The sequence below is a fragment of the Sphingomonas sp. genome (assembly GCF_019242355.1).
Lineage (GTDB): Bacteria > Pseudomonadota > Alphaproteobacteria > Sphingomonadales > Sphingomonadaceae > Sphingomicrobium.
This window is the reverse complement of sequence record NZ_JAFAVR010000138.1, coordinates 1-15,568: the sequence shown is the minus strand read 5'-3', so window position 1 is coordinate 15,568 and position 15,568 is coordinate 1. Positions and strand designations below refer to the sequence as shown.

17 protein-coding genes are annotated in these 15,568 nt (G+C 65.8%); 8 read left to right on the top strand and 9 right to left on the bottom strand.

Annotated features, from left to right (window positions below; genetic code table 11):
• Position 1: 1 nt before the first annotated feature.
• Complete coding sequence (locus JOZ79_RS06685; RefSeq protein ID WP_294072279.1) at positions 2-592, top strand: GNAT family N-acetyltransferase; 591 nt, start codon at positions 2-4, stop codon at positions 590-592.
• Here the strand turns inward: JOZ79_RS06685 and JOZ79_RS06680 are convergent.
• Positions 562-1,404, bottom strand: coding sequence for a hypothetical protein (locus tag JOZ79_RS06680; protein ID WP_294072276.1), 843 nt, complete (start codon positions 1,402-1,404; stop codon positions 562-564). The genes JOZ79_RS06685 and JOZ79_RS06680 overlap by 31 nt on opposite strands.
• Positions 1,405-1,499: 95 nt before the next feature.
• Here JOZ79_RS06680 and lipB point away from each other — a divergent pair, with 95 nt between their 5' ends.
• From lipB to JOZ79_RS06665, 3 genes are all read left to right on the top strand, one after another.
• A complete protein-coding gene (lipB, locus tag JOZ79_RS06675; protein WP_294072274.1) occupies positions 1,500-2,162 on the top strand; it encodes a lipoyl(octanoyl) transferase LipB in 663 nt (220 codons plus the stop codon).
• Between the two features lie 84 nt (positions 2,163-2,246).
• Positions 2,247-2,513, top strand: coding sequence for a hypothetical protein (locus JOZ79_RS06670; protein ID WP_294072271.1), 267 nt, complete (start codon positions 2,247-2,249; stop codon positions 2,511-2,513).
• Positions 2,514-2,600: 87 nt separating this feature from the next.
• Positions 2,601-2,945, top strand: coding sequence for a hypothetical protein (locus tag JOZ79_RS06665; RefSeq protein WP_294072268.1), 345 nt, complete (start codon positions 2,601-2,603; stop codon positions 2,943-2,945).
• Between the two features lie 3 nt (positions 2,946-2,948).
• Here JOZ79_RS06665 and queC read toward each other — a convergent pair whose 3' ends face one another.
• From queC to JOZ79_RS06645, 4 genes are all read right to left on the bottom strand, one after another.
• Positions 2,949-3,623: a 7-cyano-7-deazaguanine synthase QueC gene (gene queC, locus JOZ79_RS06660; RefSeq protein ID WP_294072265.1), complete on the bottom strand. Its 675-nt coding sequence runs from the start codon at positions 3,621-3,623 to the stop codon at positions 2,949-2,951.
• A complete protein-coding gene (locus JOZ79_RS06655; protein ID WP_294072263.1) occupies positions 3,620-3,970 on the bottom strand; it encodes a DUF3147 family protein in 351 nt (116 codons plus the stop codon). Before JOZ79_RS06655 ends, queC begins: the two co-directional genes overlap by 4 nt.
• A 162-nt stretch (positions 3,971-4,132) precedes the next feature.
• Positions 4,133-4,591: a cupin domain-containing protein gene (locus tag JOZ79_RS06650; protein ID WP_294072260.1), complete on the bottom strand. Its 459-nt coding sequence runs from the start codon at positions 4,589-4,591 to the stop codon at positions 4,133-4,135.
• Between the two features lie 30 nt (positions 4,592-4,621).
• Entirely contained in the window at positions 4,622-6,739 is a 2,118-nt protein-coding gene (locus JOZ79_RS06645) for a TonB-dependent receptor plug domain-containing protein (protein ID WP_294072258.1), read from the bottom strand.
• A 209-nt stretch (positions 6,740-6,948) separates the two neighbouring features.
• Here JOZ79_RS06645 and dapE point away from each other — a divergent pair, with 209 nt between their 5' ends.
• The gene (gene dapE, locus JOZ79_RS06640; protein WP_294072257.1) at positions 6,949-8,079 is read left to right on the top strand and encodes a succinyl-diaminopimelate desuccinylase; all 1,131 of its coding nucleotides are present in this window, start codon (positions 6,949-6,951) and stop codon (positions 8,077-8,079) included.
• Positions 8,080-8,092: 13 nt separating this feature from the next.
• Here the strand turns inward: dapE and JOZ79_RS06635 are convergent, their stop codons facing one another.
• From JOZ79_RS06635 to JOZ79_RS06620, 4 genes are all read right to left on the bottom strand, one after another.
• Entirely contained in the window at positions 8,093-9,775 is a 1,683-nt protein-coding gene (locus JOZ79_RS06635; protein WP_294072256.1) for an EAL domain-containing protein, read from the bottom strand.
• A gap of 76 nt (positions 9,776-9,851) precedes the next feature.
• A complete protein-coding gene (locus JOZ79_RS06630) occupies positions 9,852-10,376 on the bottom strand; it encodes a Smr/MutS family protein (RefSeq protein WP_294072255.1) in 525 nt (174 codons plus the stop codon).
• Entirely contained in the window at positions 10,357-11,544 is a 1,188-nt protein-coding gene (locus JOZ79_RS06625) for a murein transglycosylase A (protein ID WP_294072254.1), read from the bottom strand. The genes JOZ79_RS06630 and JOZ79_RS06625 overlap by 20 nt, the downstream gene beginning before the upstream one ends.
• Entirely contained in the window at positions 11,541-12,200 is a 660-nt protein-coding gene (locus tag JOZ79_RS06620; RefSeq protein ID WP_294072253.1) for a Tim44/TimA family putative adaptor protein, read from the bottom strand. The genes JOZ79_RS06625 and JOZ79_RS06620 overlap by 4 nt, the downstream gene beginning before the upstream one ends.
• A 183-nt stretch (positions 12,201-12,383) precedes the next feature.
• On the opposite strand from JOZ79_RS06620, the gene secB reads away from it, so the two are divergent.
• The 3 genes from secB to trpS are packed head-to-tail and all read left to right on the top strand — an operon-like array spanning position 12,384 to position 15,525.
• Positions 12,384-12,896: a protein-export chaperone SecB gene (secB, locus tag JOZ79_RS06615; protein ID WP_294072252.1), complete on the top strand. Its 513-nt coding sequence runs from the start codon at positions 12,384-12,386 to the stop codon at positions 12,894-12,896.
• 47 nt (positions 12,897-12,943) lie between these two features.
• On the top strand, positions 12,944-14,518 hold the full coding sequence (murJ, locus tag JOZ79_RS06610) for a murein biosynthesis integral membrane protein MurJ (protein ID WP_294072251.1): 1,575 nt from the start codon (positions 12,944-12,946) through the stop codon (positions 14,516-14,518).
• Positions 14,515-15,525 (top strand): tryptophan--tRNA ligase, encoded by a 1,011-nt coding sequence (trpS, locus tag JOZ79_RS06605; RefSeq protein ID WP_294072250.1) that lies wholly within the window; start codon positions 14,515-14,517, stop codon positions 15,523-15,525. The genes murJ and trpS overlap by 4 nt, the downstream gene beginning before the upstream one ends.
• The last annotated feature ends 43 nt before the right edge of the window (positions 15,526-15,568 follow it).

The window sequence follows — 15,568 nt, the reverse complement described above, 5'->3', positions numbered from 1 at the left end:
CATGAGCTGTGACGAGCTCGCGGCGGGACAGCTTGCTGCGGTTGTCACCTATCTCGAGATGCGGCAGCGGCCGGACGTGACAGCGCCGCCCTCCCCCCTTTCACTGCGGCCAATGGCAAACCCGACCTCCGCCGAATACCGCGACCTGTTCCGGCGGGTTGGCGCGCCCTGGCTGTGGTTCTCACGGCTGATCATGGATGATTCAAAGCTCCAGGCGATCATCGGCGATCCCCGTGTCGAGCTGTTCGCCGTGGTCGACGGCGATGGCCGGGACGCGGGAATGCTCGAACTCGACTTCCGCGAACCGGGCGCGTGCGAGCTTGCCTTCGTCGGACTGGTGCCCAGCATGTCCGGGCAGGGCCACGGCCGCTGGCTGCTGGCCGAAGCGGTCCACCGAGCCTGGCGCGACGGAATTGAGCGCGTCCATGTCCACACCTGCTCGCTGGACCACCCCGCCGCGCTCGCCGCATACCGGCGAGCGGGCTTCACCCCTTACAAGCGGGCAGTAGAGCGCTTTCCCGATCCCCGGCTTCTAGGCGTGCTTCCAGCCGGCTGCGCACCTCAGATTCCACTGTTGGGGACCGTCGGCTGAGCGGCAACGGATGTCAGCTGGACATAGATTCCCGCCAGCATGACCCACAGCAGCAGCGTCACCGCGCCGCTTGCCACGCCGTCGACCAGACCGACTACCAACGTGCTCGCGGCCATCGGCTCGAGCTTTCCGAACAGCAGTTCCGCAGCGAGTCCCACGACTGAACTGATCGCGAACAAGAGGATCCCGGTTCCGATGAAAAAGGTGACCAGGAAGCCGAACAGCCGCCAGAAATGCCCTCGAGTCAGCGACCAGCAGCGGCGCAGGGTGCCGATGACTCCAAGATGCTCGGCACTGGTGACTGCCGCCGCCATCGAGATGATGCGCGTCAGCAGGAAGAGGTAGACCAACACCATCACGAGGACCGCGATCGCGACCGCAGGGGACGTCTCGAGCTGCTGCTGAGTGACGGACGGGCCGGATGCCAAGCCGATGATGATCGCGCCGGCGATCAGCGCCAGCATGATCGCCGCGCCGACGAGCAGCCCGACACCAATGTAGACCAGCAAACGCCGGACCGCGTGGGCGATGGCTCCGCCGACGCTGACGGACGGGCCGATCGCGAGCCGGGTCACGGCGAGCTGCCCGACGAGCATGATGACAAGAACCACGAAAAGCAGTGCGAACATCGGCACTGACTGCCCCTGCAGCGCCATGAACATAGCGGCGCCGATGCCGCCCGGGATCGCGGCGCCCACGATGATCGCCGGGAGCACGAGCAGGGCTAGCGCCACGGTGACCAGCAACCGTCCATCGCGAGCGAGCACGGCCCTCGCCTCGTCCCACGCTCGCGAAATCGACAGCTTGCCCATCCAGTCCCCCGTTGTTGCGGATCGCCTTATGCGGAGCAGCGGCCTCACGCGCAACGGCGCTTGCCGCGGACCGCGCGCAAAGCCATGTCGGCGCGGTGACAGACGGAGGCGAGATCGAGTGGCGCGTATCGGAGGGCCTGGTGGCCTATCCGGAAGCGCTGCGCTTCATGGAGGAGCGCGCGGCGGCAATCCGCGAGCAGGCCGCGCCCGAGTGCATATGGCTGCTCGAGCATCCCCCGTTGTTCACGGCCGGGACCAGCGCAGACCCCGCCGAGCTGTTCAATCCGCTTGGATTTCCCGTTTTCGAGGCCGGACGCGGCGGACGGTACACCTATCACGGGCCGGGGCAGCGGGTCGGCTACCTGATGCTCGACCTCCAAAAGCGTGGGCAGGACATACGCCGCTTCGTCAACCGGCTCGAAGGCTGGATGATCGCAGCTCTTGCCGAGCTCGAAATCGCGGCCCACCGGGCGCCGGGCCGCATCGGGATCTGGGTCGGCGACGGCCCGGCGGAAGCGAAGATCGGCGCTCTGGGGGTGCGAGTGAAGCGCTGGGTCACGCTTCACGGCTTCTCGATCAACGTTGATCCCGACCTCTCCCATTTCTCCGGCATCGTGCCCTGCGGCATTGCCGAATATGGCGTCACGAGCCTTGCCGAGCTTGGGAAACAAATCGGCATGGCAAGTGTTGATGCCGCCTTGAAGAGCAGTTTCTCGCAGTTTCTCAACGGTTTGGAAGAACCGTGCAAAGTCTCTTGATGCAAACTCGCCCTTCAGACTATTGTGCGCGCGATTTGCGACGCGGGCGACCGCTGCAGATCGCAATAATCTAGGGAGTCTTGAATGCGTGCTCTTATCCTGGTCGCTGGTGCGGCCCTGGCGGTTGCGGCTTGCAGCAGCAACGACAACGCCAACAACACCATGAACGTCGACGAGAACCTCACGACGACGGACGTGAATGCGACGACGCCGGACCTGAACGCGACGGACATGAACGCCACGGACATGAACGCGACGGACATGAACGCTGCGGACAACGCCAACATGGCTGCCGACAATGCGAACGCCGCCGCCAACAACGCGAACGCGGCTGCGAACAACGCGATGTAATTTCGACGTCTCCCGTCAGGGAGACGTTGGCGTATCAAGGGGCTGCCGGTATCTCCCGGCAGCCTCTTTTTTTGTGGGAGTGATCGCATGCGCACTTTGATTCTCGTGGCGGGCGCCGCGCTTGCCCTCTCCGCCTGCAAGAACACCGACCAGGTCGCCAACAGCGGCAATGCCGACGAGAGCCTGTCGGCCGACAACATCGCGTCGAACGACGTCACCGCGATCGATGCCGTGACCGGAGCAGACGCCAATATGGCAGCCGACGTCGCCTATAATGACACGGCGATCGACAACGGAGAGGCAACGGGCAATTCCACCAACGCGGCGACCTCGTCTTCGACACAGACCCACAAGCTCGGCAAGAAAGTCCCGGCCACGTCCGACCACAGCACCGCGACCGTCAACACAGCGAACGCGACCAACGCCGAATAGGCGTCAGCCGTCCACGTAACGGGTGGGATCGGCGATCCCCGCCTCGGCAAATCCCTTCGCCCGAAGCCGGCAAGCGTCGCAGCGGCCGCAGTGACGCCCATCGGGCATCGGATCGTAGCAGCTGTGGCTGAGCCCCGCATCAAGCCCGAGCCGCGCCGCTTCCCTTGCGATATCGGCCTTGCTCAAGTGCTGGAGCGGCGCGTGGATCGTGAACCTGTCGCCCTCGACTCCCGCCTTCGTGGCGAGATTCGCGAGCTGTTCAAAACCGGCGATGAATTCCGGCCGGCAGTCGGGATAGCCCGAATAATCAAGCGCGTTGACGCCGATGAAGATGTCGCGCGCCCCGCTCGTCTCCGCGAAGCCGAGCGCCAGGCTGAGGAAGATCGTGTTGCGCGCCGGCACGTAGGTGACCGGAATGCCCTCCCCGACTCCGCATTTGGGCACCTCGACGTCCGCGGTCAGCGCAGATCCGCCGAACGCTCGCAGATCGAGCGGGAGCACCACCTGCCTGTCCGTCAGCCGCTGTCCGATCGCCTGAGCGGCATTGAGCTCGACCCTGTGCCGTTGGCCGTAGTCGATGGTGAGTCCGACTACCGCGAATCCCGCCTCCCGAGCCAGGCCGGCGCAGACCATTGAGTCCAGCCCGCCCGAAAGGAGGACCACAGCGAAGGGCTTCATAGCTTGATGCCGATCCTCGGCGCCGCCCAGAACATCCCGGCGTAGAGCGCCAGCGTACCCGCAATGACGATCGCAAGGCTGGCCCAAAATCCGAGTCCCAACCGAAGAAGCGCCGGAAGCGCGACGAACATCGGCAGCGACGGCAGGATGAACCAGATGATCGATCCCGACAGCGTAGCGACCTGCCCCGTATCGCCGGAGTCGCGCCACAGCCAGATCATCGCCAGGATCGACGTCAGCGGCAGCGACGCGACGAGTCCTCCCCAACCCGGATATCGCCGGGCAATCTCGGAAACGGCGGCGACGATGACGCCCGAGACGGTCGCCTTGATGAAGAGGTAGAGCATCGTCGCGGCCCTTAGGCGAGGATACCAACCAAAAGAAGGGCCGCCGGCCCTGGAGCTGGCGGCCCAGTGATCGGGCGTACTCTGCCCGATTGGGAGGAAAGCGTGCCGAATCCGGCACGAACCCTCCGTAGCTAACAAAGGTTAAACGGCGCCTTAATGACGTCAGCGGCGCGGTGGATAGGGCGTTCCGTCCTTGTGCATATAGGCGCCGTCCGCCGTGAACATCATGTCGATGTCGGAATAGGAACCGCCTGTGCACGCGCCGCCCCCAATCACGATGAAGGCGCAGTCCCGGCCGCTGTCGTTGCGCAGATGATGGCCGTTGCTGATTCCCTTGGGAAAGGCGGCAACGTCGCCGGGCCGGAGAGTGACGGGCCCATCGTCTTCGACCAGCACCGCCTCCCCGTCCAGCATCACCAGGAACTCGTCCTCGCCATCATGCCAGTGCCGCTGCGACGACCAGGCGCCGGGCTTCAGGACGACGTGGCTGGCGCCGAAATCGGTAAGGCCGCTCGCTGGCGCCAGTCGCCGGATGAAGCGACCCGCGACATCCTCGTCGAATGGCGCCGGGTAGCCGGTACGGTTGGTCTGAGTGACGGACTCCAGGTCGATTTTCGGCATTGCACCGCCCTACAGCAGTTCGCCGGCCCTTCAAAAGCTCCGCTTGACGGTGAGCGAGAACAAGGGCCCGACCAGCTCGTCATGTCTCTCAAAGAAGCTGACCGGAGCCCGATCGCGAAAGCCAGCGTAAACGGCGCGGTCGACGAGGTGGCGACCGTTCAGGACATTATCGACCGTGAACCGGACCGTAGCCCCGTACACATTCTTGTCCTCGACGTAGAAGCCGGTGATCCACGGCAGGTCCTGCGAGCTGAAAACCTCCGTAAGATAATAATATCGCGCATAGTGGTTGTACTGCGCGTAAGCGCCCCAGGCGATCTGCGTGCCCGGGATGTCGTCGCGCAGCTGGGCATCCAGCCAGCGATCACGGACCCCGGTGATTTCGCGCTTCTCGTGCGTGAGCGGGTCGCGCACCGACGTTTTTTCCGCGCCGATCGTGAAGTCCAGCTTCGCTCCCTTCCAGCCGACCGGGTCGAACAGCAATGTGCTCTTGCTTTCGAAGCCGAAGCGGTCGGCGCGCGGCAAGTTGCCGATCCCCTGCCCGTCCTCGCCGATCGGGATCACGTCGATAATGTCCTGGACCCGGTAGTAATGCAGGTTCAGCCGGGTCTTGCCCCACCGGCCAAGGTCGCGGCCGACCTCCGTCTCGACCTCCCAGCTTTGCGGCGGCACCAGGTTCGGATTGCCCGCATCCTCGCGGTCGGAACTGAGATGCTCCTGCGAGATGAAGTCGGAAAAATCGATCTGCCCGACCCGACGGCGAAGCTTGAGGCTCAGGTCCCAACCCTTCGAGGGATGCCAGCCCAGGTCGATGCTGCCCTTGGGCCGAAAAAACCTGCGCGCCGGCTGGTCGTCGTTGACCAGGTCCAGGCGGGACACCTCAGCACCCGCGGCGGCCTGCAAGTCGAGCTTCGACGTCAAAGGCCGACTGAGGGTCGCCAGGCCTTCGTAACGAACCTCGGTGACCTTGCCCGATCCGTCAGGGAATGGCTGCTCGACGAAATCGCCGCTGGGGTCGAGCAGGAAATAGCCACCTTTCTGATCGAGCGAGTTGAACGCCCGCTCGAAGGTCACCTGCCAGTCGTTCTTCCCCGTCTTCCAATGATATTCTCCACGATCGATCGTCTCGCTCGAATGGGTGTCGTTGGTGAAGCGCGATCCCGTGTCGGGCTGGCCGTCGTCGTACGACATGACCAATGTCGACATCGCCGGGTCGTGTTGCCAGTGGCGAAGCCCGATCAGCTTCAATCGACCCGGGCCGAGCGCGAACTCGTAATCGCCGTTGATATCGCCGAGATAGCCGTTCTGCGTGGTGGTGATGAGGCGGTGGCTCGTGACCCCGGTGATCGCGACTCGATCGTCGGCCTGGTAGGCCGGGTTCCAATAAGGCGTATAGCTGAGCGTCAGGTTGCCGACGGAGCTGCCGGGTCCGTCAAGGGCGAACTTCCCCTGGAAGACCGGGGCATCATATTCGGAGTGGTAGATCTCTCGGCGGCTCTCGGTCAGGTTGTGGTCCTGGTCGTAGATCAGGATCGGCCCACCGAAGGCTCCGCGACCCGCCTGGTTCTCGACCGACAGGGTGTAGCTCACGGGACCGGCCTTGGACGAATAGCTGATCAGGCCGCCGTACAGTTCCGGCTTCGCATAATGGGCGCGCAAGGTGGGATCCCACTCGATCTGGCCGGTCGACCTGGTGACCGACTTCAGGATCACGTTCGCGACCTCGCCGGAAAGGCCGGCGATGCCGAGGCTGGCGGCATTGATGATCTCGATCCGCTCTACGGTCGCGGCAGGCGTGCGCTGCAGTTGGTCGACGGCGCCGCCGACCCCTCCTGTGTAATTCTTGTTATTGATACGCTCGCCGTTGATCAGCACGTTCTCGCTCGCCTGGCCGAGGCCGCGCTCGGTGGGATCGGGCACGCGGATGGTGAAGCTCGGCACCTGGACCAGCATGTCGTAGGCCGTCTTGGGCGCAAAGCGCGCGAAGTCCGCCGGGGTGTACACCCGCTTGGCCCCCGCATCCGCCCCCTGAGGAGCCGGCGCGACCGCCGGATCGCTTGTCGGCGCCGGCGAGGTCTGCGCGGCGACGGGAACGGCGAGAAGGCTTGCCGTCCCGGCAAGGAGCGAAAGGCGCAGGCTGCGCGGCATGATAGTCCCCTGTTCAAGGCGGCACGATCATCGTGCTACATTTGTAGCGTGCTACATTTGTAGCGGAAGCGCAAGTGGGTTTCGATTGGTCGACAACAACGGGCCCGCCGTCTCGCAAAGGCGAGACCTTCGTGATCGATCCGTGAGTGCATCAAGCGATCGGTCCGACCGCGATTTGCCTCTCGTCGAATGCTTGCTAGGTGCCCGGGATGATCAATCCGATCGATCCGGTCGCGCTCGCCGCCGAACTCATCCGCTGCCCGAGCGTCACTCCGGCGAGTGGCGGCGTGTTCGACCTGCTCACGGCTGCGCTGGAGCCCCTCGGCTTCGCCGTCCATCGCTGGATGCTTGGCGAAGCGCCTGACGGACCGACCGAGAACATGGTCGCGATCCGCGGTTCCGGCGCGCCGCATTTCGGCTTCGCCGGCCATCTCGACGTGGTGCCGCCGGGCGAAGGCTGGAGCGCCGGTCCGTTCGAAGCGAAGGTCATCGACGGCCGGCTGGTCGGCCGCGGCGCGAACGACATGAAGAGCGCCGTCGCCGCATTCGTCGCTGCCGTCTCGCGGATCGAACAGCGGGGTGGCACCTTGTCGCTCCTCATCACCGGCGACGAGGAAGGCTATGCGACCTTCGGCACGCCGCGCATCATCGACTGGCTGAACGAGCGCTCGATCCGCCCCGACATGATCCTTATCGGCGAGCCGACCTCAGTCGAGCGGCTAGGCGACACGATCAAGATCGGCCGCCGCGGCTCGGTCAACATGTGGATCGATGTTCCGGGCGTTCAGGGCCACGTCGCTTATCCACACCGCGCAACAAACCCCGTCCCGCCGCTGGCCCGGGTGATCGCCGCACTCGACGCGGTCCATCTCGACGGCGGCACCGATGACTTTCCGCCTTCGAACCTCGAATTTACCGCCCTGTCGACCCCGACCAGCGCGAGCAACGTCATCCCAGGGTCGGCGACGGCACAGCTCAACATCCGCTTCAACAATCTGCACAAGGGCGCGGACCTCGTCCGGATGGTCGAGGAGATCGCGGCACGCGAGGCGCCAGGCGCGACGGTTCGTTCGCGGATTTCCGGCGAGGCCTTCCTGACACCGCGCGGCGCGCTCTACGACCTTGTCGTCGACGCCATCCGGGAGGAGACCGGCATCACCCCCGAGCTGTCGACCAGCGGCGGCACGTCCGACGGGCGCTTCCTGATCGCACTGTGCCCGGTGGTCGACTTTGGCCTGCCCAATGCGACCATGCACAAGCTCGACGAAAGCGCGGCCATCGCCGACATTGAGCAGCTATCGAGGATCTACGAGCGGATCGTCCACAAGCTGGTCGGCTAGGCGCCCGCCCCTGCTACGCGACCGACTTTGCGGTCTGGCGGCCGCTACCGACCCAGGCGACGAACTCGGCTTCCGGCATTGCCGGCGAAAAAACGAAGCCCTGGATGACATCGCAGCCCATGGCGCGCAGGATATCCGCCTGCGCGACCGTCTCGACCGCCTCGGCGACAATCTCGCATCCCACTCCCCGGATCAGCTGGACAACCGCTTGGATGATGACCCGCGCATGTTCCGAATGCTCGATATCGGCCGTCAGCCAGGGATCGAGCTTGACCCGGTCGAGCGGCATCGACCGAAGCCGCGCGAGGTTCGAGTAGCCGGTACCGAAATCGTCCATGGCGATCGTTGCGCCGTTGTCCCTTAGGCTTGCAATCTCGCCCAGGACGCCGTCGCTGACCTGCATCGCCGCGCTCTCGGTGAACTCGAGCTCGATGCTGGATAGCGGTACCTGCGCATCGGCGAACGCATCCCTCAAGCGCGCGAAGAAGTCCGGCCGATCGAGCTGGCGCGGACTGATGTTGAACGACAGGCGCTGATCGAAGCCGGTCCGCTGCCAGTTGCCGAGCACGGCCGCGACCTCGCCGACCACCCAATCCCCGATCTCGGAGATGATCCCGGTCCGCTCAGCCACTGGGATGAACGTCGCCGGAAGCCTCAGCCCATCGCGCGGGTGGTTCCAGCGCAACAGCGCCTCGGCGCCGCAGGTCTCCCCCGTGATAAGGCTCATCTGCGGCTGGTAGACGAGCTGGAACTCGCCCCGCTGGACGGCCTCGCTCAACGCCTTCTCGGTGTCGACCTTGTCCTGATAATCCGCAGCAAGCTGCTCGCTGAACAGCGAGTGCTGGCCGCCGCCGCTGGCCTTTGCGCGGTACATGGCGATGTCCGCCGCGCGCATCAGCGATTCGACACTGTTGCCGTGCTCGGGCGCGCAGGCGATTCCGATCGAGGCGCCGATATCGACGTTGTGCGAATTGAGCTCGAACGGTTCCGCGATCGATTGGACGAGCCGCCGCGCGATCCGCTCCACCTCGGCGATCGATGGGACCTCTGGGAAGAACAGGGTGAATTCGTCGCCTGCCAGCCGAGCGAGCAGCGGCCGGGTCCGGGCGCTGCCGGTGAACTCGGAATTGACCAGCACCCGCAGCCGGTTGGCGACCATGATCAAGAGCTGGTCGCCGCGAGCATGGCCAAGGCTGTCGTTGACGACCTTGAAGCGGTCCAGGTCGACGAACAGCATGGCGCAGCTGGTTCCTGACCGCGCTTCGCCTAGCAACTTGTCCGCCTCCGATCGGAAATGGAGTCGGTTCGGAAGCGACGTGACGGGATCATACATCCCGAGCGCGTGGGCATTCTCGATGGACGCGCGGACTTCGGCGAACAATGTGTCGACGGCCGTCGCAAGCTTCGGCATCGTCTGCCGGACCACCGCAGGCGCCGGTGAGACGAGGTCGCCCTCCTCTACCGCCAGGAGCCGATCGCCCAGCGCCGCAAGTGCCCTTGCGCTCTCGCTGTTGGGCCGCTCGGACGCGACGTAGCTGATCAAGAGGCAGAAGGTCCCGGCGACGATCGCAGCGACGATCTTCTGATCCAGCGAAGTGATGTAGATCAGGGTCGCGAGGGAAAAGACAAAGGACGCAAACCCGGCCGTGCACGACAGGATCGTGTTGCTGATCTTCTGGGCCGTGCCTGCTTTCATTGGTTGTTCAGCGCCCTCGGCGACGGCGAACGCTCGCCGGAACTGCGTCGATTAGCCGGACAGGGTTAAGAAACCGTCAGCGGCGCCTCAGCACGATGTACAGGCTGCCGCCTCCGCCGTGACGGGGATGAGCGCCACGCACGGCCGCAATCGCGCCCGCGTGCCGGGAGACCGCAAGCCAGTCGTGGATGGCGGCGCGGATCTTGCCCCGTTGCACCGGCGTCGCACCCGGCCGGTGATGGCCGGTGATCAGGAGCAACACCCGGTCGCCGCGCGCCTCCGACTGCTCCAGCGCTAGGTCGATCGCGGTCCATGCGACGTCGAGCGTCATGCCGTGGAGGTCGAGGACCCGGTCCGGCTGGATGCTGCCTGAGCGCAGCCGCCGGTCCCAGGTGCCGTCGAGGGTCGTTCCCGGTTCGGGTCGCCTGGACGGTTTCGGCTTGGGCGCTGGAACTGCTGCCGGCTTGCGCGGTCGCGGCGGAGGCTCCTCCGCGGAGACCTCGATCGTCTGGTCCGGCTCAATGCGATCGCGCGAGAGCGGGCGGATCGTCGCGGTGACCTTGGCCCAGGCCTCGGCTTCGTCAGGGCTGAGCGAGCGCACGGGCCGCTACGCCCCTGGGCAGAAGCACCAGCGCCTGGCCGCTCGCGGACATGCCGCCCGCGAGCGCCTCCGCCTCCGGGCCGCCGCCCCAGAAGGTGTCGAACCGATTGGAGCCCTTGATCGCGCCACCGACATCCTGGGCGACCCAGAGGCCATTGGGCTCGGGCCGGTCCATCGCGAGGAAGACCGGCGCGCCCATCGGCACGAAATGGGCGTCGGCCGCGACCGTCCCATGCGGCGTGACGGCAACCCCCATCGAGCCGAGCGGACCCGGACCGTCCAGCGCCTTGAAGAAGATGTAGGACTGGTTTTCGCGCATCAGCTCGCGGCCCTGGTCCGGGTTGGCGCGGATCCATGCCTTGATCGCCTGCATGTTGGCGCCGCCGGGCGGAAGCAGGCCGCGGTCGCGCAGCAGCTTGCCGATCGGCGTGTAGGGCAGCCCGTTCTGGTCGGCATAGCCGATGCGGATGCTGGTGCCGTCGGGGAACATCACGCGCGCTGAGCCCTGGATTTCGACGAAGAATAATTCAAGCGGATCGGCCGCCCACGCGATCGGTATCGTGCTGCTCGCGAGCGCTCCGTCCTCGACCTCCGCGCGGCTGTAATAGGGTCCGCAGGTGCCCGTCGTCGCGTCGACCCGGCCCCGGCCGGTGGTGCCGTCGGGACGGGTGCAGCGCACGAGATCCGCCGGCACGCCGTAGATCGGCGCGTAGCCCGGCATCGGCACTCGCGAACCCTGAATGGTCGGCTCGTAATAGCCGGTTGCGAACGCCTTGCCATCGGCCACCTGGGTCCAGTCGAAGTTGCCCTGGAAAAAGGCTCCGGCGCCGCCAGGCGGGACCATCGCGGCATCGCTGCAGACCTGCACCCAGTCGCTCCCGGCGCTCAATTGCGAGGCGTCGGTCCGGTTGACCAGCACCGGGCAGCTGATCCGGAACGCGGCAAGCGCCCGCTCGGCCGCGGCTTCATCGAGCGTCGCCGGAGGCGAAACGATCCTGATCCCGGCTGCGCGTGCGGTCGGCGGCGGTGGCGGCGGAACAGGCACCGGCGGCGGCTGGGCGACGGGCGGAAGGGGCGGCGGCGGAACGGCCGGCACCTGCACGGTTTTCGCACAGGCGGCCAGAAGAGCGATGGAGGCGAGCGTCAGCGCCCGTCGGATGGCGCTCACTCCTCCTCGTCGGTTTCGATCAGCAGCCAGTTGGGATCGCGCGACGCGGTGTCGCGGCGGAAGGTCCACAAGTCGCGCGTCTGAACGGCGTCGCTCAGCGAGCCGGCGACCACTTCGCCGGCCGAGTTGCGAGTCACCGCAGCGATGTCCGCCTCGAACCGCACCGTCAGCAACGCCACACTGCGCTCCAGATTGGCCTCCGCGATCACGACTTGGTCGATCCCTACCAGCCGGTTGTCCAGCGTCAGCCCTTCGGACTTTCGCTGTTCGACCGCTTCGGAAAAGGTTTCGTAGACGTGGGCGTCGACATGGCTGCGGACGGTGTCGAGGTCGCCTTTCCAGAACGCTTCGAGAATCAGCCGATACGCGGCCTTGGCGCCCTCGAGGAACCCGCCAACGTCGAAGGTCGGGTCGGCGGCAAGGATCGCACGAACGCCCGGTCCAGCTGTCGGCAGATAGGCAAGGTCGGCCGGATCCTGGACCGCAGGCTGCGGCGCCGGGACCTGCGCCGGGCGCCGCCCGAGCGTTGCTGCCTCGGTCTCCGCGGGCTTCAGGATCGGCTGCTGCTGCTCATGGCCGGTCCGCTCGCCGAGCACGCTGTACAAGCGCAGCCCGATGAACAGGGCAACAAGCGCGAGGATTACGATAACGGCCAAGCTTCAGTTTTCCATTCTTTCGACGCGTCTATCGGACATAGTGCGCCCGGCGCAAGGATTCCAACCGGTCGAACGCACGAACCCGCCATTGCGCCCCATAATTGCGACTGCTAGGCGCCAGCCGGCGCGCCGCCCTGCCCGCGGCCCCTCGAAACAATCGGAAATTCGTAAAAGGAATCTTTCATGGCTGAGCAGGATTCGGGACCCGCAAGCAACGGCTCCGGCGCTTCCTCGACCGAGGCGCAGTTCAGCGTTCTCGCCCAATATATCAAGGACATGTCCGTCGAAAATCCGAATGCGCCGCAAGTCTTCCAGTGGGAAGCGCAGCCTGGCCTCGACGTTCAGTTCAATCTCAACGCCCAGAAGGTCGCGGACGAGCTCCACGAGGTCGCGATCAAGATCGAGGTCACTGCCCGGTCGGACAATGGCGTGCATTTTGTCGTCGACCTGACTTACGCCGGACTGTTCGGCGCCCGCAACGTGCCCGACGATGCGCTTGGCCCGGTCCTGCTGGTCGAGGCTCCGCGCCTGCTCTTCCCGTTCGCTCGCCAGGTCGTTTCGGACGCGGTCAGCAGCACGGGCTTCCCGCCGCTGCTGCTCGAGCCGATCGATTTCGCCGCCGCTTATGTCGCACAGGCCGGGGCGATGCAGAACCAGGGCGCGCTGGCCGCGGCTGCCCCCGAGGGCAACGCGTAAAGCGACGAGGCTCTTGGGCTCCCCTCTGCTCCTCAGCGACTGAACCGATGAACCTTGCCCGTTCGCTGGGATCGGTCGGCGGACTGACGCTCGCCAGCCGGGTGCTCGGCCTCGCCCGCGACATGCTGTTCGCGCAGTTCGTCGGCGCCAATTTCGCCTCGGACGCCTTCGCGGTCGCCTGGCGCATGCCCAACATGTTCCGCGCGCTCTTCGCCGAGGGCGCGTTTTCGGCCGCCTTCATTCCGATGTTCAACAAGAAGGTCGCCAACCCGGAGGGCGCCGGGCTCCCCGACGGCATCGAGTTTGCCGAGGACGCACTGTCGGTCCTGTTCCCGGCGCTCCTGCTGATGACGGTGCTGCTCGAAGTGCTTGCCTGGCCGGCGACCTACCTGATCTCGCTCGGATTTCACGGCGCCTCGCCCGAGCAATTCGCCTTCGCGGTGATGCTCGCGCGGTTCACCTTCCCCTACCTGATGCTGATCTCGCTTTGCTCCTTGCTCGGCGGAATCCTCAATTCGCTGCATAAGTTCTGGGTCGCGGCCGCGGCCCCGATCCTCCTCAATGTGGCGCAGATCGTCGCCTTGCTGTTCTTCCACACACACGAACCCTTGAGCACGACTCGCTACCAGGCGATCTCGGTCACCGTCGGCGGAGCGCTGCAGCTCCTGTGGCTTGCCCAGGCCTGCTGGGCGAGCCACGTCCGGCTCAAGGTCAAGCGGCCGACGATCAACGCCGAGGTGAAGCGCCTGATGCGCCTGATCGGCCCGGCCGCCGCGGGCGCGGGCGCGGTTCAGTTCAACCTGCTGGTTTCGACCGCCCTCGCCACCGGCCTGCTGCCGCACGGGTCGGTGTCGTACATCTATTATGCCGACCGGCTGAACCAGCTTCCGCTGGGCCTGATCGGCATCGGTCTCGGCACCGTTCTCCTGCCCACAATCTCGCATCAGCTCGGGCGCGGTGCCGACGCCGAGGCGATGGCTACCCAGAACCGCGGACTCGAGCTCGCCCTGTTCTTCACTCTGCCTGCCACCGTCGCGCTGGTGATTTGCGGCGTGCCGATCATCGCCGGCCTGTTCCAGCACGGGCAGTTCGACGCCGCCGACGCCCTCAAGACCGGTCAGGCGCTTGCCGCTTTCTCGATCGGCCTTCCGTCCTACATTCTCGTGAAGGTCCTCACGCCCGGCTATTACGCGCGCCACGACACGCGCACGCCGATGCGCTTCGCGATGATCTCGATCGGCGTGAACCTGGTGCTGAACCTCGCGCTGATCCTGCCTCTCCAGCACATGGGACCGCCGCTGGCGACCGCGCTCGCCTCTACCGTGAATGTCTGGATGTTGTATCACACGCTGAGGAAGCGCGGGCATTTCGAGGCCGACTCTCGCCTGCGCCGGCGAATTCCGCGCCTTGCCATCGCCTCGGTCGCCATGGGCGTCGCGCTTTACTGGATTGCGCCGATGACCAACCCCTACCTGACTGGCTCGATCCTCAGGCGCGCGGGCGGCCTCTTTGCACTCTGCGCGGCGGGCGGCGCGGTCTATGCCATCGCCTGCCTGTTGACCGGCGCCTTCGTGCTCGACGATGTGAAGCTGATCATCGGCCGGGGCACAAGAAACGCATGACCACGAAGACTACCCGCGTCGTTTCCGGCATTCAGCCGACGGGCGGCCTCCACCTCGGCAATCTGCTCGGCGCGATCCTGCGCTGGGTCAGGATGCAGGACGAGACGGAGTGCCTTTACTTCCTCGCCGACCTGCATTCGCTATCCGAATATATGGATCCGGCCGAGCGGCGCAGCAGCGTCCGCGAAATGGCCGCTGCGCTCATCGCGAGCGGCATCGACCCCGAACGCTCTGTCCTGTTTCCGCAAAGCGCCGTCCCGGCCCACGCCGAGCTCTGCTGGATCCTCAACGGCACCGCCCGCATGGGCTGGCTGAACCGAATGACCCAGTGGAAGGACAAGGCAGGCAAGAACCGCGAGGGCGCGTCGGTGGCCTTGTTCGACTACCCGGTGCTGCAGGCCGCGGACATTCTGCTCTATCAAGCGACGCACGTGCCGGTCGGGGAGGACCAGAAGCAGCATATCGAGCTCACCCGCGACATCGCGTTGAAATTCAACGCCGACTTCTCCACGGACCTGTTCGTGGTGCCGGAGCCCTACATCGGCGGCGGCACGGCGGCACGCGTCATGAGCCTTCGCGACGGCCGCTCGAAGATGTCCAAGTCCGATCCTTCCGACATGAGCCGGATCAACCTGACCGACAGCGACGAGGACATCGCCCAGAAGATCCGCAAGGCGAAGACCGACCCGGAACCCCTCCCCGACAGCGCCGACGCCCTCGACGGCCGCCCGGAAGCGCAGAACCTTGTCGGCATCTACGCCGCAATCAACGACGAAAGCGTCGATCAGGTTCTTGGCCGCTTCGCCGGCCAGGGCTTCGGGACGTTCAAGCCGGCCCTGGCCGATGCCTTGGTCGCGCTGATTGCGCCGATCCGGTCGCGTCTCGATGAACTCCGCCGCGACCCCGCCGAGCTCGACAGGATCCTCGCTGACGGCGCCGCGCGCGCGGCCGCCATTGGCGCGCCGGTCCTTGTGAAGGCGAAATCCGTCGTCGGCCTGACGGACTGACGAGCCTTGGCCACCCATAGCCCGAAGGAGCCATCTCGCCCGC